Genomic DNA, 20337 nt, shown 5'->3' with positions numbered 1-20337 from the left:
TTTTTTTGTACCGGTACAGTTTGTATTTGTTCACATTGTAGCACTAGATCAGAAGGATTACTATGTACTTATACTGGCCAGTAAGAAATCAACTACTATGAGGTGGAATTATGACAAATACAACAAAAGCATATATATCAGCATTACTCTATTCATTTATTATTGGGTTTTCATTTATGTTTGTGAAACTAGCACTAACCATTACGAATCCTCTTGATACTCTGGCTCACCGTTTTACAGTTGCCTTCATAGCAGCAACCATTCCGGTTATTTTCGGTTTTGTAAAGTTAAATATATCATTTAAAAACATACTTACACTTTTACCACTCGCAATATTTTATCCAGCATTGTTCTTTGCTTTCCAAGCATTTGGCTTAGTATATACAAGTTCATCTGAAGCTGGAATTATACAAGCAGCGATCCCTATATTTACGATGATACTAGCTTCCTATTTTTTAAAAGAATATACGAATACATGGCAAAAAACATCAGTATGTATTTCTGTCATAGGTGTCATTTATATATTTGTTATGAATGGTATAGGGGCTCATGAAACGAGCTTTATCGGTGTTATTCTCATTTTATTATCGGCATTATCATCTGCTTGCTACAATGTATTAGCTCGAAAAATGACAAAGAAATTCAAGCTGATGGATTTAACATACACAATGACAGCAATCGGTTTTATTAGTTTTAATTTCATCGCAATCATTGACCATATGAACAAAGGTACAATAACTGTATACTTTAAGCCATTTACGAATGGAACATTCCTTATCTCCATTTTATATTTAGGATTACTATCTTCCTTACTGACAGCATTATTATTAAACTATTCGCTATCTTATATTGAAGCAGCCAAAATAAGTGTTTTTAGCAACTTATCTACACTTATTACCATTATCGCAGGCGTTGTATTCTTACACGAGCAAATTGCCTACTATCATATTGTCGGTACACTTATGATTGTTCTTGGAGTAATAGGCACAAATTTTCTAGGAAAAAAAGGAATCATAGCGAAAAAGAAGAATACCTCCTTGAGTAAATAAAAAGTGAGGGGTAAATAATGCAGAACTCTAATACGATCGATATCCGTAATATACATGAGCTAGAGAACGAATTATCTACTTTATTAAGTAAACCCATTTCTTCAGGAGAAGATTTAGAAAATTGGCTGAAAACACAGTCGAAATTAATATGGGAAATCGAAGAACAATTGAGATCACACTATATTGACTTTCAATGTAATACAGATAACAAAGAAATAAAAGATACGTTTGAATATGATCAACAATATGTAAGACCTCTTTTGAAACGTTATCAAAATTCCTTAGATAATAAATATTTAGAGTCACCATTTCGAATGCAACTTGATCCAAAAACTTATAGCTTACTAGATAAAAAAATAAAAAATGCGCAAACATTATTTTGTGAAAAGAACATTGATTTAGAAGTACAAGAAGACAAATTAGTAACCGAGTACTTCGAAATTACAGGCAGTTTGACTGCACTATGGGATGGCGAAGAAAAAACAATTACTGAACTACAGTCTTACTTACAAAATCCGAATCGTGATATACGAAAAAAAGCAAAAACGCTCATTTCTGAAAAATTCTTATCTGTTGAAAATAATTTACAACATATTTTAAATGAATTAATTGCAATCCGTCACCAAAAGGCAAAAAACATTCAATTAGATAATTATCGTGATTATATGTTTAAAAAACATGAACGTTTTGATTATACGGCTGATGATTGCTATGAACTTGCAGAATCCGTTCGTAAATACGTTGTGCCACTTATTGATAATATATTTAATGAGAAAAAAGCTGAACTTCAAGTAGATACACTTCGTCCGTGGGATCTAAAAGCAGCCGCACCAAATCAAAAAGTATTAAAACCCATTGAAGACGAGAGTGATTTAATCGAAAAAAGTTCTCATATTTTACAAAAACTAGACCCAGAATTTTCTGCATTATTGAGCCGTATGCATAAAAATGATTGCTTAGATTTAGAAAGTCGTAAAGGAAAAGCACCTGGAGGATTTTGCGAACACTTACCTGCTTCTCAATTATCTTTTATTTTTATGAATCTCAATCATACACATTATGATGTTACTACTTTCCTCCATGAAATGGGCCATAGTATTCATAATGAATGTATGAAGCAGCTAAAGCTACAAAAATATTTAGAAATCCCTTCAGAATCAGCTGAGCTAGCCAGCATGACAATGGAATTGTTTTCGATGGAGTATTGGGATACATTTTATGAGAATACAGAAGAATTTATAAAAGCAAAATTAGATTTCTTTAAAGATATTGTTAAGTATTTACCACAAATGCTTATCGTTGATCAATTCCAACATTGGATGTATGAAAATCCAAATCATACTGCTAAAGAAAGAAATGAAAAATATTTAGAATTACATAACACTTACCAATCGAATGTGGTAAATATTGAAGGTTATGAAAACTGGATAGCAACTGGCTGGTTACCTGTACTACACATATTCGAAATACCCTTCTATTATATTGAATATGCAATCGCGCAACTTGGTGCATTGCAAATGTATAAACAATACAAGGAGAATCCTAAACAAGCACTACAAAATTACAAAAAAGCATTATCTCTAGGTAGCTCTGAATCCTTACCAGAGGTATATGAAGCAGCTGGAATTCGTTTTGATTTTTCTAGTGAGACAATAAAAGAATTAATGGCATTTGTAGAAGAGGAATTGGAATTACTTAAACAAATATAAATAAAAAAATGCATCTGTCCTTATAGGTGCATTTTTTATTGTTTTTTTATTCAATACAAATTGAATCTTTATCTCGCTTTATTAATAAGCTCTATATATTGTAGGTCCCCATATCCTATTGTTGGAAAAAGATTAAACAACCTTTTTAGTAACTCTTGTGTTGGTAAACCTTTATTTTTGGAGATATACTTTACTACTACATTACTTTCTGTTAGCATCTCTAAATATAAATCTATCGCCTGATACATTACAGGTAGTATCTCATGAGATGGCTTTTTATGATTTACTAGAACTTCATTGTAAACAGAAAAATAGTTCCCTAATTCAAGTTCAATTTGACTTACTTTAAATTCATCCTCTCTGAAGCTATTTAAGTATACTTTTCCCTTATAATCAGACTGTTCAAGATAAGAAAGTACGGTAAGTAGATTCATTTGGCAAAACATATCCTCACCAAACCATAAAACGATACATTTATACTCTTTCTTAAAAAGATTCTCTAAAGGATGAATAACCTTTTTTATATAATTTTCTACAGTACCTTGATGTCCTTCTGCCCTTGTTTTAATAAACTCATCATCAAAAATCTGTGCAGTAGTCGCATTTACACACATAGCTTCATTAAATGGAGCGTAATCAGATTCCCCCATTAGTCTTTCACTTTTAAATTCTTCATACATAAATTGACCATTTAATATGTTTAGTACATCTTTATCAAACAGCTCACTCTTCGCATTTCGTAACTGATTAACTTCAACTTTTCTAGAAAAATTCATTCTATCCCACTCCTTGCCATCATTGATTGAGAGTTTAATAAATGATTGAACCGGTATTTTGTTAAGTTGGAATTTCCCTGGGGTTATACCAAAAACAGTTTTAAATGCTCTACTATAAGCCTCTTGCGAAGAGTAATCGTAATCAAATGCGATATCAATTATCTTTCTATCATTCGTCAAATCTTCCGTTGATAAATACAATCTTCTAAGAAGAATATATCGTCTAATACTTATCCCTGTTACTTGATGAAATTTAAACGAACAGAAGTAAGGAGAATACCCCATATAATCAGATAATTTATCTAATGAAAACTCCTTTTTTAAATTGCCCTCAATCCATTCAATCATTAGCTGTATATGTTCATTCATTTATCTCCCTCCTCACTAAATATTATAAGAAGTATCCACTTCTTTCTTTTGATATTTCTTGTGGTTTATAACATTAACCACCCTCTAGAACCTTTAAATATCATATGTAATTACTCATTTCATATTTTTTCAGCTATCTTATTTTGTCATACATTTACTTTTCAATAAAGTGAAACTTTAATCAGTGGGGAGCTTGTTCCTCCCCACTGATTATTATCCCATACTAATCGGACTTTTACGGGATAAATCTTTTTTAAAGGATTCTACCAAATAAAACACGAAATTTGTAAGTTAATGAACTAGTAGTTTTGTGATTGGAAAATTTATGTTTGGAAAGGAAGTTAAAATGAATAATATAGAAAAAGAGATACTTAAACTAATTAATAAACTATATCCATTGGATTTTATTGAAATGAAACCAATAACAAATGAAATGTATCAATGTCTCACAGCACAAGGTACTTACTTCGTTAGAATTACAAACTATAAAACATATGAAGAGCAATTAGAAGAAGTTACATATACGAAATTTTTATATCAAAAGGGCTTAGGAGTCCCTCCCATAATACCTTCTTTAAAGGGGAATTTAGTAGAGAAAATAACATTAGACAAAGAAGTTTTTGCTGTATTATATAAAGCTGCTCCTGGTATACATTTACCAAGAAACGAATGGAATTCTAATGTATTTAAAAAGCTTGGTCAACAAATTGGTAAATTACATCGTGCATCTAAAAATTTTGAAAGTATTGAACCAGTAAAACATATAAACGACTGGTATCAAAATGAAGAGTATAATTTTCTTAACTATATCCCAAAAGAAGAGACTACTATAAGAGAAATTGCATCTGACGTTTTAACTTCTATAAAGGAGCTGCCAAAGTCCACTTCAAATTACGGCTTAATTCATGGAGATTTATGGTTAGAAAACATATTAGTGGACAATGATTTAAATTTAACAATGATTGATTTTCAAGACTGTGAAAAACATTTTTACATATTCGATTTAGCTGTTCCAGTCTATAGCGCGATAGAATATTCTTTCGTTGGGAATGGCAACATAGTCGACTATGAGAATTCTATTACAAAAGCAATAATCGACGGATACCAGGAGGAAAATGATCTACCTACAGAAATGATAGAGCAGCTTCCATTGTTTATTAAATTAAAGGAGATATTCGAATATAGTTTAATGCATATGTATTGGAATAAAGAAGAGTTAACTGAGGAACAAGTACGGATAATGAACCTTTATAGAATAAAGATTGAAAAAAGCCATTCTTTAAACACAGTTGGTTTCCTATGAAGTACACCCAATTGTTACATTCAGTTTAACAATTGGGTGTACTTTTCTATAGATAAGTTTTCTTCAAAAGACAAAATACAAGGAGCGAAACGATATTTAATCGTACAGTGGCACCTATTTTTCAATCCATTCAACGGATTTATCTAACTTAATACCATCCTCGATATTACTTTCTTCCAAAGTATTTGCCCTAGCTTGAATACAAATAAAATAGAGAGGTTCACTTGAATTGTTACGCCAAATTCTTTCCCCCTCTTGTGCCACCCTTATGACAGTACCCTCTTTGATTTCAAGAATTTCATCATCAATCTTGAATTCCCCTTGTCCTTTGACGAAGATATACAGCTCTTCATTTTCTCTATGCTTATGATAAAAGGGCATTGAAATGCCTGGAGGGAAAACATTTAGTGAAACTTCCATCCCTGTACATTGTAAGTCATCTTTAAGAAATACCTTTCCAGGAGCTTTAAATGGATTTCCATTTTTATATTGAAGCAGATCCTCCCACTTTCCTACTTGAACAGCACTAAAATTTTTACCTTCCATTGTTGAATTAACAAATTGACTCATTTGTATTCTCCTCTCATATTTGTTTTCCATAATTCGACTTTTAATTCTCTAATAAATGAATAAATCCTCTCACAAAAAGAAACCGAATAGTCTCTTTTTCACAGTAAAAAAACGGCTCAATTAGCCATAATATGTTATTAAGAAGTTTATTAGTAAAGATTGTTTTTTACATATTTATTTATCTCTACATTTATTTTATTTAGAATTTCTAAAAAACGAAGCAATCCAATTTTTATTAATTAATATTTATTTAAAATTGTAAATTAAGGCCTCAGCAGCTTCCATCACAATCTCACTTAAAGTTAGTTGAGCATGTGGTGTTAATGCAATATCTTCAACTGTCATGCCTGATTCAATTGCTAAACCCATTTCGGCAATTATTTCTGATGCACCATTACCCACGATTTGAGCACCTACTAATACACCATCTTCTTTACGCACCAATAGCCTCAAGAACCCTTTTCCTTCATTTGATACAAGTGCACGACCGTTTGCTGAAAATGGGGATTGAATCACTTTTACTTCCATGCCTTCTGCCTTTGCTCGCTCTTCAGTATAACCAACTGTAGCTAATTCAGGATTTGTGAAACAAACTGCTGGAATTGCCAAGTAATCAACACATGATAGTTCACCAGAAATAGCTTCAGCAGCTACTTTTCCTTCGTAAAATGCTTTATGTGCAAGCTGTGGACCAGCAATAATATCACCGATAGCAAAAATGTTCGGAAGGTTAGTACGGCATTGTTGATCAACTTTTAATAAACCGCGGTCAGAAAACTCAATACCGATTTTTTCAAAACCCATATTTTCAGTATTAGGACGACGGCCAACCGTTACTAATACGTAATCAGCGTCAACTTTCTTTTCTTCACCACCAATTTCGTAGGTAACAATTACACCATTTTCAACTTCTTCAACACCTTTAGCGGATGCATCTACTATTACTGTAACACCTTTGTTTATAAGGTCTTCTTTCACAATTTGAGTCATTTGTTTATCGAAGCCAGTTAAAATATCTTTACCTCCTTCAATAATTGTTACTATAGAACCGAGGGAAGCGTAAGCAGAGCCCAATTCAGTACCAATGTAACCACCACCGATTACAACCAATTTACTTGGAACTTCAGTTAAACTAAGTACACCTGTAGAGTTAATCACACGTTTTGTAAATTTAAATGTTGGAATTTCAACTGGGCGTGATCCAGTAGCTATAATTGCATTTTTAAATGTATATGTTTGAGCTGCATCTTTATTGGTTACTCGTATAGTGTTAGCATCCATGAAATAAGCTTCACCTTTTATCACTTCTACTTTATTGCTTTTTAATAACCCTTCTACACCACCTACTAATTTCTTTACAACGTTATTTTTAAATTCTTGTACTTTTGCAAAATCAACATTTACACCAGAAGAAAAAATACCCATATTTTCTGAATGCTTTGTTTCCTCAAAACGATGACCTACAGAAATAAGTGCCTTAGATGGAATGCAGCCGACGTTAGCACATACGCCACCAAGATTCTCTCTTTCTATAATTGCCACTTGTTTCCCTAATTGTGAAGCTCTTATTGCAGCAACATATCCTCCAGGTCCAGAGCCAATTACGATTGTTTCTATTTCTCTCATATCCTTTTTCACACTCCTCCAAAAATTAGAAACAGGTAGGCCGAAATTGTTCATACTCTACACATTTTTCAATTTACTATTTTGTATTAGTACCATTCTTCTCTCAACCGTTTTTTCATAGTTCCATCATGGAATTTCTATTAAGTGATCACCCCCTCAAAAAAAGAAACCGAACGGTCTCTTTTTTGCGATAAAAATTACGGCTTACTTGGCCGTAATTTGTTTTTCCAATTCATCTAAAAGTCGTGACGATACTGTATCAATATAGACTGTATCTTGGTATAAGCGTGACAAGGCAAGTGCTCCTTCAAGAGAAGAAATCCAGATGATAGCAATCTGCTTTGCTTGAGTATCTGATCTTAACTCCCCTTGCTCAATTCCATTCGTAATAATCTTTTCAATCATTCCAAGTAATTGATTCATCGCTATCTGTGCTTGTTCTGCCATAAGTGGGTGGGAATCATCTGCTTCTAACGTTACATTCATGATTGGACAGCCTCCTGGAAGAGGATCATTATGAACGAGAGATGTAAAAACTGAGATAAAACTTTTTAACTTATCAAATGTAGTGGATGCTTTTTTTATTTCTTCAATATAACGCACTCCCATTTGTGAAGTTGCGTGCTGAAAGGCTTGAACAGCCAAGTCATCTTTATTTTTAAAGTGACGATAAATACCACCCTTCTCTAGCCCAGTCTCTCGCATAATATCAGAAATTGAAGAACCACTATACCCCTTTATATTAAACAGAGCAGAGGAACGATCAAGAATCATTCTTTTTGTTAATTCACCTTTACGCATAGTGTCCTCCTAAAAGAAAACATTTGGTCTCTTTTTAGTATATGACAAACCGAAAAGAATTAGCAAGAAAAATAACGGAGAGAATCAATGAGTAAAAAAATAAATGATTCACTATTTTAATAGGGATCAAAATAAATACTTGAAAACATCTTTTATTTACAGAGGTGTACTCTCTGCCAATCTAGCTGCGCTAATAATAGGAGCCCACTGGAAAATTTCATCTCTTAATAAACCTGTTTTTTTGCAATATATATGTAAATACATTTCAGCTAATTCCTCTGAATTCTGTGAATACAATAAGTATGTCCGAAACACATCTGCACGAATATCACCTGAACTAGCATCAACCCAATCTATAATATTCACATCACCATTACTCATAATTAAATTAAACGGATGAAAATCACCATGACATAATCTAGGTTCAAATGTGATTGAATCTAACTTTTTTAATATATTTCCCTTTTGTTTTTCATCCAGATCATGTACGGAGTTAATTTGACGATAAAGCCTCTTTTCCATCAGCTCTATTTCATCCGATCTCACATAGATCGCATGAATCTTTTGTTGTACACTAACACATATACTTATGTAATGCTCCGCTTTACTCAAATTATTAAGCAAAAGCTCACCAACACTTTCCCCTTCTACATATTCCATAATAATAGCTTGTCTACCTTGTATCTCTGTAACTTCAAATACTTTAGGAACGTGTAAACCACATGAATATGCATACTTTTGTTTTCGTGCTTCGTATAGAGATTCTGTATTAGGGAGGTATTCTTTAAACAATTTCACAACTTTATTATCACAAAGATAAATTTCAGCCGTATTTCCTTTGGCTATCGGATTTCCTAGATTCAATTCATTTCTCTCCTTACAGTAAATTAGAATAACGCCTTATAGTCCTCTATAAATTCAGTGTAATTATACTGAAACCCTTCTTCATGAAAATGAAAAAAACTTACCCCTCCCTATAATTATATAGAAAGTGGTAAGTTTAATTTTCTAGGAATATCGGAATGAAACTCCGGTGTATGCAAAACTGAAAATGAATACCCTTGTTGAATAAACAATACTTCAGTATGTTTACTTTCAAATGGAACACCATTTTTCTTAAAGTTATTTTGGATTTGTTGTAAAAACGCATGATCCGGTGTTCCGAATGAAACATGTACTTTCGGTGGTAAAGCTTTCATCGCGATTGGAATCCACGGTCGCTGCCACCAGGTTGCAACGATATATGCAGTGCCACCTATTACAAAGTTAAAAATATCCCCATCTTCCTTCGTTTTCATGTCTAGATTTGATTTCAACCATTCCGTAAATACAGGTACACTTTTAACCGGAAGACCAATTTCCCTTACGTATAAAATGTTTAACGGTGAATGCGGGACTAATACATCTTCTTTAACATAACTATGTGCAATAATTTCGAGAAGATTTCCATCACCATCTTTAAAGTATAAATTGAATAGACCGTTCTCCTCACCAATTGTATGACCATCTTTCCATTTCACAATGAGTAATCCAGACTCTTTAAGCCATTTTGCCGTTTCATGAAACTTTGAATATGGGATCTCAAAAGCGAAATGCGCAGGTGCAATTGGTTCATATACTTCTTGAAAACTAATTGTTGTATACGGTGTTACTTCAAATTGAATATATGATGCGATTTCTTTTTTTATTGGAAAAGATAATATGTCTTTATAGACTTGTTTTACCCCTTCTATAGAAACCGTTTGTAGTTTTATATCTGATATATGTGTAATCACTTTACATTCCCCCTTGTTTCTTATTATCTATTCTTATTGTATTACACTTATAAATAGATAAAATCAAACCGAAGGGTGGATTTTTCATGTGAAAACTACAACTTTAGTATGAATATGTTAGCTCCAATTACTTTTTATTTCCTCTATAACAACTTCTGGTTTATCCCAGTGTAACAAATGTGTAGTATCAGAGATTAATTTTACTTTCGCGCCAGTTTTTAACTTGAAAATCCTCACTGTTTTATCTCTATATTCATCCCATATTTGTGGAACTGTAGCTCGAAGCAATATAATATTAGATGGTAACTTCTCGTAAATATCTATCGTTTCATCTTTATGCATACCTCTTATTATATTACCAGCTGTTGTACCTCTCGCATGCCAACATACTTTATTATCCATTTCAATCCCTAGGTCTTTTACAGCAACTTCTAATAATGGAGACCACCTAGTATATGCTTCTTTTTCACTTTTGAAAAATCCACCCCAATTATTAGAAATATATTCTTCAAAATCCTTTTCGTAATACGCGATTTCCTCTTCAAGCGTTTCTTCTTGAAGCCTTTTTGTTTGATATCCACCATCAATAAGAATACTTCCTAGTACTTTTTCTGGATTATTTAATAAATAAAATAGTGCTACAAAACTTCCCCACGAATGTGATAAAAAATAGAAATGTTCAATTCTCAGTTCATTTATTATTTCATTTAACCAGTTTGCTAAATTCAGCATCTCATAATCTTCCGTTCTTTCAAAGGGCGGTGTTTTACCATGCCCAGGTGCATCAATGGAGATAAATCTATACTCTTCCTTTAATTCCTCTGCAATTTCTATAAAACTTAAACTCGTACTACCTAACCCATGTAAACAAAAGATAACGGGCTTTTCATTATTTCTCCACTCAGTAATATGTGCGTTTATTTTTTCGTTGTTAATATAGTAACGTTTCAAAATAATTATCCCCTATATTTCAATTTTTAGATTACCACTTTACCTATTTCTATGATTTTTAAGTTTTCCCTGCATTCTTTTCCACAAAAAAAGCTGATTTTCTTTTAAAGAAAATCAGCTTTTACGTTAAAATACACTATGATTTAACAGCAATAATCATAAACCTTTTTGAATTCGTACGAATACCTTTTTCGGAACTATTAGCGTCAATGAACTTTTGTAAAATATTAAAGTCCTCTTCTTTTTCTCCAAATCTAGGAATAATAGGCGTATGTTTTAATAAGAAAATAAGATCCTCAGGAGTACTGTAATAATCAGTAACATCATATTCACGTACTTGTACGAGTTCAAATCCTGCACTAATAAGTTCACCCATATAATTATCTTTTAACGTACCATCTCTTTCACCTAAACATTGCCCTCTACCAAATGCTTCTTTAAGATTTAATTTATCATGTTCGCTAACTTGTTGTGTTAAGAAAAAAGCACCTTTTTTCATTACTTTTGCCAATTCAGATACTACAAACGGCGCATGACAACTTGAAGTAATATCAAAATGAGCATGCGGAAACGTTAAAAATTCCGAATCCATTTGAAGAAATTGAACATTTTGTATACCTGCTTTATTCAAATTGGAATGTGCTGTTTTGATCATTCCATTAGAATTATCTATTCCAATCAGTAATGCAGCTGAAGATGCTATTTTTAATATATTCTCTCCTCCACCTGTGCCAACATCAAGTAGAATATCTGATGGTTTACATCTTTCTTGCACTTCGCCATAAAAGTCCCAAGTGTCACCTACAGTTTCACACTTTAGCTTACTAAAGTCCCACCCATTTAATCGTCCCACTTTATCATAAAAACTTTTATACTCTAATTCATTCATTTTATTATTTCCCCTTTGTAAAAATGCATTAACTGTTTAGATGATTCTCGAAATAGACTCATAGTTGATATTATCGTGAAAGGGCCTACGTCTTCTTTTATATCTGCTACGCATTTTTTCAGCCCCGAACAACTAGTTACTTCGAACGATACAGCATTTCATCTATATCACCTCATCTGGAAGACTGCATATATAATAACCTATAACACTACTTAATTATATATTATAAAATACAAATTATTAAAACGATATGTTTCGAAAAATCCCATTTAGTTTACATAATAATATTATAGTTTATTTTTATCAATATATTCTAAATGTCCTCTTCCCCAACCACACATACTATCTAAAACAGTACTAACTGTTTTTCCATGCTCAGTTAAGCTATATTCCACTTTAGGTGGTATTTCTTGATAAATTTCACGTTGTATTAGTTGATCTTGTTCTAATTCACGAAGCTGCTTCGCTAATGTTCCTTGAGAAATGTCTGGTATTAATCGCTTTAATTCACCAAACCGTTTCGTTCCATCTGTTAATAATATAAATAAAATAAGTGGCTTCCATTTCCCACCGATTATTTGTAATGTCGCTATTACCCCTTTTAATTTCGGTTCCTCTAAATTCACTTTCCTCACCACTCCCTCAAATCATAAATTATAATGAGTAATTTTTTATATTATGTATCCATATAACAAGCGATTAGTACGAAATTTGCGACTATGTACATATAAAGTGCGTACTTTTCACTTGCAATCTTTTAGCGAATAATAAAAGCATAGCAGTTTTATTTTAAAGTTTTTATTAAAGGAGGGGCTAAAATATGTCTATTACTACATTAAAGGATACTCGTATCGTTATCATTGGTGGAAGCTCTGGTATTGGATTAGTAACAGCAAAACAAGCAATCGAACAAGGCGCACATGTTATTATTGCAGGACGCTCGGAAGAAAAATTAAAAATTTCTCGAGAATTAATAAATAACAACCATCTTCAAACTTATGTATTGGATAATCAAAATAAAGAGCAATTACAAGATTTTTTCAAGACAGTTGGGAATTTTGATCATTTATTCACACCGGGAGCCTCTTACACACTTGGACCAATAACCGCTACAGAGGAAATTGCTGAAAGCAGCTTTATCGGAAAGTTTTGGCCACAATATTACGCCGTAAAATATGCAATTCCTTTTCTTTCAAAATCTGGATCTATCGTGTTAATGTCCGGTGCATTTAGTCAAAGACCACTTAAAGGTGCACCTGCTTATGGCGCTTGTAATGGTGCTATTGAAAGCTTAGGGAAAGCTTTAGCTGTTGAATTAGCTCCTATTAGAGTTAATGTTGTTTCTCCTGGAACGATACGAAGAGAGAATGAACAAAATGAGAAAAGACTAGCTGCTTATGAAGATTATAAATCTCTTTCTCTTGTACAGAGACCTGGGTATAATGATGAAATTGCACATACTGTCCTGTATTTAATGCAAAATGGTTTTACTACAGGTAATGTATTATTTCCTGATGGAGGATACACATATCATTAATTTAAGATTCAACTGTAAATTATCTTGAAGGTTTTTATTTAAACACAATTTCCAGTAGGTATAAAATTTTTAAACTGCCTCCACTTATTTTCGTAATTTAAAATTTAGTTGATGAATCAAACCGACAAGCCCTTTAGCTATACATTTTTGAGCACAAATAAGTAAAAAAAATAGCTAAAGGGCTTTTTTTACTTATTTGTTAATTGGATAACAAACCTCTGTAACCCACTTATTAGGATCTGATTCCATCGCTGGACTAACGTGATAAATATTAAACATCGGTCCGGCTAACTCATAACCTTCCGTTTCAATCCATTTTGCTGCCGCCTCATTTACAGCTGTCATTTGTTCATAACTTCCGTTAACTGTTATTGAAGCTACATAAGATGGATCTATCTTTTTGAAATTAACATCTTTTGTATTTTCATGCTCCCCTAAAATATTTATCTGTATTTCTACATCCACATCATTTTCCTTATATTCTTGATCATGGAATGTAGCAATACTATAACTCGGATTAGCTATACTAATATTTTTAACATTAATTTCTTCCATCAATATACTCCATAAATCCCCTTCGCAATTATACGATGGAATAACCTTTCTAACACTTGCTACATTTCTTTCTGGAATTTCTTTTAATGAAACATGATAGTTCATTTCAATAACATCCTCTCTCATCGTTTTCATTGAGTCTTCGAGGAGACGTAATTATTTTTTGAGATCGTCCATATCTTTTAACCCTTGAATTTGATTTACTTTCTTTAATTGAGCTGCTGAATAATATCGATAACCACTTTGCTCATCGACTTTTACTGGTTGTAATAATTCCACTTTATCGTAATGTCTCAACATACGTATGCTAATGGAAGAAAGTTTTGAAAAATCTCCTATTTTGAACATTAGTTCCTCCTATTTATTACAATTATTCGAAGCTCAACTTAAGCTTAAACAATGACATTATTGTGTGAGAGCCAACTATTTATAACAGTTTAAACGATTATTTAATGTATTATATTTATATAATTAAAAGCTCTTACGACTTATTTACCAATTCACTTTTTAACGCAATATATATTGATATTAATCCATTTACATTCAATAAAGTAACTATAATACTAATGAGCAACGCTACATCTGCAGAAAACATTTTAATCGTCTGCCACGGTGAATTTGTACTATAAATAAGAAGTGGAATTAAAGTAATAGATAATATTAGAAATAAACTCCCTAGAAAAAGCCAGGTCATTTTTTTACAAATTTTCTTACGTTTATACTTTATTATTAACATAATTGCTGTAATAAAAAGTGCGAATATTAATATTGACATAACAATTTGAACTATTGGTATATTTCTTGGTATATCAACCGGTTCTTCACCATTCAAAATATTAATAATCCCTTTTTTAAATTCTGGTAGTGATGCTTCTTCTAAAACATGATTTTTATTCGTTAAAATCACAACACCCCAGCCAGTTTCATTTAAAATAAATATTTCTGCATGTGAATCAGGAGTTGAGCCTGAATGCCAAACCATCTTTTCGTTTCCATTTATATTTGTTGTCCTCAGTCCAAAACCATAATATTTCGCTGAATCTATTTTATATAATGGAGATAAATAAAGATCCATACTATCTTTATTTAAAAATTGTGTATGCTCTTGGTGATTCAAAAACTTAATGAATTGAATCATATCTTCTAGATTTGCTGTAATATATCCATATGGTGTCCCACCATTATCATACGACACCGTACTTTTTCTTGGTATTCCAAACCATGATTGATAACCTGTTAAATAACCCTTTTTATAAGACTCTTCACTATTTGCTGCTGCACCATTCATTCTTAATGGCTGAAAAATTTGCTTCTCCATATAAGTAGAGTATGTCTCTTTTGAAACTTCCTCAATAAGCGCACCAAGAACGAGATAATTTGCATTACTATATTGATATTTTTGTCCTGGGGGAGCAGTTAATGTTACATTCGACAGTTTCATTACATTTTCTTTTATAGCCGTAGTAGTCTTTGATTGCTTATCTGATAATGCTAAACCTTCATAGGTACTCATTCCACTTGAATGTGTTAGTAGCTGTTGGATTGTTATATTTGAGGCCGATTGATTATCTTTTACTTTAAACCAAGGAAGATGTTGTTGAACTGAATCCTCTAATTTTATTTTTTTATCTTCTATTAACTTGACTATAGCTAAAGCTGTTAAAGATTTACTTATTGAGCCAATCGCAAATGGGGTTTTACTAGTTACCTTTTTTTCAGACTCCCCAGTAATCCCCCATGTTTTTGTAAAGAATACATCTTTATGATGTACAATTGCAACGGAAGCTCCAGGAATGTTCTGTTCCTTTATAAATTTTTCAATATACTTATCTAATGTAACTTTAATATTTTGCTGAGCATAAACTTTTGGATGTACGATACATAATATTAATACATTACAAAGAATACAAATTTGAAATAGTTTATAGATAGTTATCTTCATTATACTTTAGATAGCTTTCTTTTTTTATAACTTACTAGGCTAATAAATACTAATATAGAGAGCGTAAAACTAAACATTATTAATACATAGTTCCACCATTGATTCTCTGCTATACGATATAAAAGATTATAATTAAATGTATTTTTGCTATTAGTTCCGTTAAATGATTCAGTTAAAAATAGTGAAAGTGTAGTTTGTGAGATGAGGTAAGTAATAACTGCGATGAATATGCCACCTAAGATAAATGTGCTCGAATTTCCCTTTTCATTTTGAAGTTGCCTCATTTTAACTTGTAGGTCAATTTCATTTATTTCTAAAAAATCTTGAACAAATAATTGAGGCGTACCTAGATCATTTATACTATCCTCCCCATTTTCACGACATTCTTGAATATGCTCTAATATTTGTTGCTTAATATTTTCCCTTTCTTCTAAGCTGATATCGTATTGCTTTAATTCCTTAAGTACGTCAGTTAAAAATTGATTTTCTTTACCGTTTAATTCATTCCTCATTTCAGAAGGTCTCCTTTCAAACCACTTTTTAATAATGTTTGAATATCAGATTGTAATTCTAACCACTCATTAATTTTCTTCTCAAGACGTATTTTCCCGTTTTCATTAATTTCATAATAGATTCTAACTTTACCACTGTCTGTTACTTCTTGATAAGTATTTACCCACTCTTGATTTTTTAACTTAGTTAAAATAGGGTAAATACTTCCTACTCCTTTCAATTTTAAATTGTGTACTTCAAGTTCTTTCATAATTTCATAACCATAACTTTTCTTTTTCGACAAAATAGATAACACACACATTTCTAAATGACCTTTAATTAAACTTGTTTTGTCCATAGGATAAATTTAACAGAAATATATACTTCATTCAAGTATATATTTCTGTTAAATTTAAAAATTCTAATAATTATACAATTACTAAAAAAGTAGCATATTTTTTGTTATTATCCAAATAACCTAAATTATTATCCAAAAAAAACATTTTTATACGTCAATAATTATATAATAAATGATCATAATTAACGATTTAAAACTAACTCTCACAGATAAATGATAAATGTATTTACATCTTAGAAAGACTAACAAAACTTAAACATAAATGCCAACCTGTAATACCTTTCAGTTTAAAATTTAAGAATAATTTATATTGGTATTACAAATAGATTTTTCTTGCTCTATTATCTATCCACCTTAACACGTTTAAAGAAACTCTTCTTCAACATAAAAACTCATTTGCAGATTATTGCAAATGAGTTTTTAATCCCTAACTGACCACTATTTTTTATTCTTCTTAATTTAATTATTTTTCTCAAGACATTCATAAACTGCCATCATTTCTCGCTTATTCAACTCACGAATTCGATTAAATATTAGAATGTCTGGAACATCCTCAGTTCGTAAGCTTTCATCCACAACATCACTAACTTTTCCAGTTAACCATGTTTGTACATCTATGCCATCAACAATTTCTTTAAGCCCTTCATCATTAATACCACTTGCATTACAAGTTATACATGGAATTGTTAATTTAAACACGCCATCATGTAGATTATCCTCGGTTATAACTTTTTTTCCGTTACAGAATGGACATGGGTTGCTTTTTTTAATTTTATTAATTTGGGTAACTAATTTTTTATAACCAAATGCTTCATACACATATGTTAATTTTTTATATTTTCCATTTGTGAAATACTTATCTATGATAGTTTCTCTTGTTTCATTGATATTTTGGAAATCACAAATAGTCACCTTATTATTATTGCTGATTGATTCGATATTACCTTTAATTTGGCTCCAGAATGGTAAAACATTTTGTAACACCATTTCATAGTTTGAAAAGCTTGCTTGTTCTAATTCAAACATTTTCAGTGCAACTTGTGTTTTCCTAGGCAGTAACGAGACATCTTCTGTCATAATCATATTGTCACCTACGATAGATTTCAATTTGATGAGTACAGGTAAATCTCCTACAATTTTTATTATTTCATTAAGCGGCTGATTGATAATTTCACGAATATCTGTATCTCCAAATTTAAGCGATTTTTGGTGATTTAATACAGTTGCCTCACAAATTGGACATGTCATCATTTCTTTAGAAGTCTTAATATCTTCTTTAATAGCTGCTTTTGAAATAACAATATATCCGCCAATAATTGTATTAAATCCTACCCATGTTCTACGTGTCTTTCCTTTCTTATCATAAAAGGACTTATCAAAATAGCCGTACCAAAATGTATGTTTTTCTTCCTCAGACATATCATTATAGCTCTTTGACAAATCATGACCAAGCTCATTTTTAATTTCTTCAAATAGAAATTCTATTTTTTCATATTGATAAAATTTTAATACTTTCATGATTTCCGGATCGAATAGACCATCCCAAAATGGAACATTTTTATCTTGAATTGTAATTTCTTTATCAAAAACTTCAATTTGAAGACGTCCCGAACATGATGGGCAATGATTATCCTGAGAATAGAAATCGAAGCTTCTCGTATCTTTATTAGTCGGATGAGCAGCTACAATATGATTGATCAATCCACCAATTTCATATAAGAAACTATATTGACTATACAAATGTCTTTCGAGATCAATAGCAACTACAGGTGCAATTGTATCAGATTCGTATTCACCGTAAATTAAACGAGCCATTGATGATAAGCTTTTTAATATGCCACCCTTATAGATGTTTTCTGCATTTTTAAAATAATCAATATGATTTTCTTCTAAGTAATTAATTCCATTTTGTTGATTCAGTGTTGAAGAAATATGTATTTGCTCAGCATTATTCACACTGCTTTTTTGACGATAATAATCATCATGACTTACTACATCAAGATGCTCTATAGATTTAAGCTGTCTTTTCCCAAAATCGACAATATAATCAGAACTTTCTAGCATGTAACTGTTATGCTCAATCATTATGATAGAGACTGATTCATCTTGTAATATCCCTCTAACACTATCTATAAATTGATTTAAAATATTTTGCGATAAACCTTTTGAAGGCTCATCAAAAATAAACAATGTATGTGGATTTCTTGTTTTTGCAAATAACTCAGAAACTAAATGAACACATTGAAATTCACCCGTTGATAATGTTTGTGTTTTTCGTTCTAATGTTAAATAGCCCAGTCCTAATTTGATTAGTAGGCTCAAGCGTTTATACGCAATATCTTCGTTTGGAATTTCATCAATAATATCCTCAATTGAGCGCTCAAAAATATCATCAATTTCTTCACTATACTTTGTCAGTTTCTTTTTAATATCTAAGAAAGTTGCTACAGTTGATCGACTTGTAATCGATTGGTTTCGATCTTGCCCTACCATAACTAGTTTATCTTTTGGATATCGTTTCAAGAAATCTTTAGCTAAACACTCATTGACAAGTGTAGATTTCCCGCATCCAGACTCTCCTGTAACAGTTACAAGTCTATTTTTAGGAATCTGAAACTCAGTCATTTGGATATTTCGGCAATATAATTCATGGAATGTATAATATTCTGTTGGCATTTTGTAATTTCGTTCCGATAGTATTGGCTTTGGCCTTGGTGATTCTTTTACGATTTTTCCACCATATTTTCCACTACCAGGTCCGAAGAACATTTGCTCATCCGTTGTATCCAGTACTGTATCTGAATGATCAATGAGCCAAATTTGATTTTTGTACCCTAATTTTTCGATCTCTTCTAATATTTGTAATAATGTTTCGTGATCAAGCCCCACGGAAATCTCATCAATAATAATTACAGCATTTTCACTTACTGCCATGAATTCAGCTAAGTAAAGTCGTGTTAATTCTCCACCTGACAACGTACCCATAATTCGATTTAATGTTAAATAACCAATGTTCATATTGATAATATTTTGCAGTATATGTTGTTTTGCTTCACTAATATTTAATTCTTCTGCTAGTGAAAGAATAGATTCAACACTTAAATCGTTAATATCCGAAATTGTATGTGATTCAGCAAATAACTCAATAGTACGTTGTTCAACTTCTTCACTATAACGTTTCCCCTTACATTTTTTACACTCAATATTTTTAGTAGTACCACGCCCTTTACAGCCAGCACACCAACCTAATTGATTATTAAATGAAAAGACTTCAGGAGAAAGATTAAATTCTTCCGCTAATTTTTCACGAATCTCTTTAAAAACACCTGTATGAGTACCAATCGTCGAACGCGGATTGGAAGAAATTGATGATTTCCCTAAAAAAAGTACTAAAGGCATTTCTTCCATTTTAATTGCACTAAAATTAGTTTCCATAATATTAGGAAATAAATATTGATATTCAGCCTTTGGCAATAAGGAAACTAGACGCTTCTTTGATTCTTCACCAATTGTTTGACAAAGAGTTGTTTTTCCAGATCCAGATAAACCAGCAATACCAAGTGATTTATTAAACGGAATAACAGTATCAAGTTTATTTATGTTATTAGCAATTAATTGATTTACTTTCATATTAA

17 protein-coding genes and 1 pseudogene are annotated in these 20337 nt (G+C 31.5%); 4 read left to right on the top strand and 14 right to left on the bottom strand.

Annotation, left to right across the window (positions count from 1 at the left end):
* Window positions 1–110: 110 nt before the first annotated feature.
* Both NSQ69_RS12690 and NSQ69_RS12685 read left to right on the top strand, forming a co-directional pair.
* Window positions 111–1049 (top strand): DMT family transporter, encoded by a 939-nt coding sequence (locus NSQ69_RS12690; RefSeq protein ID WP_341099307.1) that lies wholly within the window; start codon window positions 111–113, stop codon window positions 1047–1049.
* Window positions 1050–1066: 17 nt separating this feature from the next.
* On the top strand, window positions 1067–2758 hold the full coding sequence (locus NSQ69_RS12685; protein ID WP_078203934.1) for a M3 family oligoendopeptidase: 1692 nt from the start codon (window positions 1067–1069) through the stop codon (window positions 2756–2758).
* Between the two features lie 68 nt (window positions 2759–2826).
* On the opposite strand, the gene NSQ69_RS12680 is transcribed toward NSQ69_RS12685, so the two are convergent.
* On the bottom strand, window positions 2827–3903 hold the full coding sequence (locus NSQ69_RS12680) for a helix-turn-helix domain-containing protein (RefSeq protein WP_078203935.1): 1077 nt from the start codon (window positions 3901–3903) through the stop codon (window positions 2827–2829).
* A 325-nt stretch (window positions 3904–4228) separates the two neighbouring features.
* Between NSQ69_RS12680 and NSQ69_RS12675 the strand changes: the two genes are divergently transcribed.
* Window positions 4229–5206 (top strand): phosphotransferase enzyme family protein, encoded by a 978-nt coding sequence (locus NSQ69_RS12675; protein WP_003189416.1) that lies wholly within the window; start codon window positions 4229–4231, stop codon window positions 5204–5206.
* Between the two features lie 114 nt (window positions 5207–5320).
* Here NSQ69_RS12675 and NSQ69_RS12670 read toward each other — a convergent pair whose 3' ends face one another.
* The 8 genes from NSQ69_RS12670 to NSQ69_RS12635 all read right to left on the bottom strand — a co-directional run bounded on the left by NSQ69_RS12670 (window position 5321) and on the right by NSQ69_RS12635 (window position 12444).
* The gene (locus tag NSQ69_RS12670) at window positions 5321–5776 is read right to left on the bottom strand and encodes a cupin domain-containing protein (RefSeq protein ID WP_002127529.1); all 456 of its coding nucleotides are present in this window, start codon (window positions 5774–5776) and stop codon (window positions 5321–5323) included.
* Window positions 5777–6022: 246 nt separating this feature from the next.
* Complete coding sequence (gene lpdA, locus NSQ69_RS12665) at window positions 6023–7402, bottom strand: dihydrolipoyl dehydrogenase (protein WP_088291541.1); 1380 nt, start codon at window positions 7400–7402, stop codon at window positions 6023–6025.
* 204 nt (window positions 7403–7606) lie between these two features.
* The gene (locus NSQ69_RS12660) at window positions 7607–8203 is read right to left on the bottom strand and encodes a TetR/AcrR family transcriptional regulator (RefSeq protein WP_002127527.1); all 597 of its coding nucleotides are present in this window, start codon (window positions 8201–8203) and stop codon (window positions 7607–7609) included.
* A gap of 156 nt (window positions 8204–8359) precedes the next feature.
* On the bottom strand, window positions 8360–9067 hold the full coding sequence (locus NSQ69_RS12655; RefSeq protein ID WP_003189412.1) for an aminoglycoside phosphotransferase family protein: 708 nt from the start codon (window positions 9065–9067) through the stop codon (window positions 8360–8362).
* A 116-nt stretch (window positions 9068–9183) separates the two neighbouring features.
* Window positions 9184–9978, bottom strand: coding sequence for a VOC family protein (locus NSQ69_RS12650; RefSeq protein ID WP_003189410.1), 795 nt, complete (start codon window positions 9976–9978; stop codon window positions 9184–9186).
* Window positions 9979–10095: 117 nt separating this feature from the next.
* Window positions 10096–10929 (bottom strand): alpha/beta hydrolase, encoded by an 834-nt coding sequence (locus tag NSQ69_RS12645; RefSeq protein ID WP_341099306.1) that lies wholly within the window; start codon window positions 10927–10929, stop codon window positions 10096–10098.
* 136 nt (window positions 10930–11065) lie between these two features.
* A complete protein-coding gene (locus NSQ69_RS12640; RefSeq protein ID WP_341099304.1) occupies window positions 11066–11818 on the bottom strand; it encodes a class I SAM-dependent methyltransferase in 753 nt (250 codons plus the stop codon).
* Between the two features lie 287 nt (window positions 11819–12105).
* Window positions 12106–12444 carry a winged helix-turn-helix transcriptional regulator gene (locus tag NSQ69_RS12635; RefSeq protein ID WP_033729431.1) on the bottom strand — a complete coding sequence of 113 codons (339 nt, stop codon included), beginning with the start codon at window positions 12442–12444 and terminating at the stop codon, window positions 12106–12108.
* Window positions 12445–12638: 194 nt separating this feature from the next.
* Here NSQ69_RS12635 and NSQ69_RS12630 point away from each other — a divergent pair, with 194 nt between their 5' ends.
* On the top strand, window positions 12639–13355 hold the full coding sequence (locus NSQ69_RS12630) for an SDR family oxidoreductase (RefSeq protein ID WP_002085411.1): 717 nt from the start codon (window positions 12639–12641) through the stop codon (window positions 13353–13355).
* A 192-nt stretch (window positions 13356–13547) separates the two neighbouring features.
* On the opposite strand, the pseudogene NSQ69_RS12625 reads toward NSQ69_RS12630, so the two are convergent.
* The 5 genes and pseudogenes from NSQ69_RS12625 to NSQ69_RS12605 form a co-directional block, all read right to left on the bottom strand.
* A pseudogene (locus NSQ69_RS12625) lies at window positions 13548–14258 on the bottom strand (MerR family transcriptional regulator).
* 133 nt (window positions 14259–14391) lie between these two features.
* Complete coding sequence (locus NSQ69_RS12620) at window positions 14392–15852, bottom strand: serine hydrolase domain-containing protein (RefSeq protein WP_341099303.1); 1461 nt, start codon at window positions 15850–15852, stop codon at window positions 14392–14394.
* Window positions 15852–16364, bottom strand: a complete 513-nt coding sequence (locus NSQ69_RS12615; RefSeq protein WP_002168325.1) for a hypothetical protein — start codon at window positions 16362–16364, stop codon at window positions 15852–15854. The genes NSQ69_RS12620 and NSQ69_RS12615 overlap by 1 nt, the downstream gene beginning before the upstream one ends.
* Window positions 16361–16702: a PadR family transcriptional regulator gene (locus tag NSQ69_RS12610; protein WP_002032268.1), complete on the bottom strand. Its 342-nt coding sequence runs from the start codon at window positions 16700–16702 to the stop codon at window positions 16361–16363. Before NSQ69_RS12610 ends, NSQ69_RS12615 begins: the two co-directional genes overlap by 4 nt.
* Window positions 16703–17161: 459 nt before the next feature.
* Window positions 17162–20332 (bottom strand): ATP-binding cassette domain-containing protein, encoded by a 3171-nt coding sequence (locus NSQ69_RS12605; protein ID WP_341099301.1) that lies wholly within the window; start codon window positions 20330–20332, stop codon window positions 17162–17164.
* Between the last annotated feature and the right edge of the window lie 5 nt (window positions 20333–20337).

Origin of the sequence: Bacillus sp. FSL R10-2201 (assembly GCF_038008665.1) — a bacterium.
Lineage (GTDB): Bacteria > Bacillota > Bacilli > Bacillales > Bacillaceae_G > Bacillus_A > Bacillus_A mycoides.
This window is presented reverse-complemented; position numbering and strand designations above follow the sequence as displayed.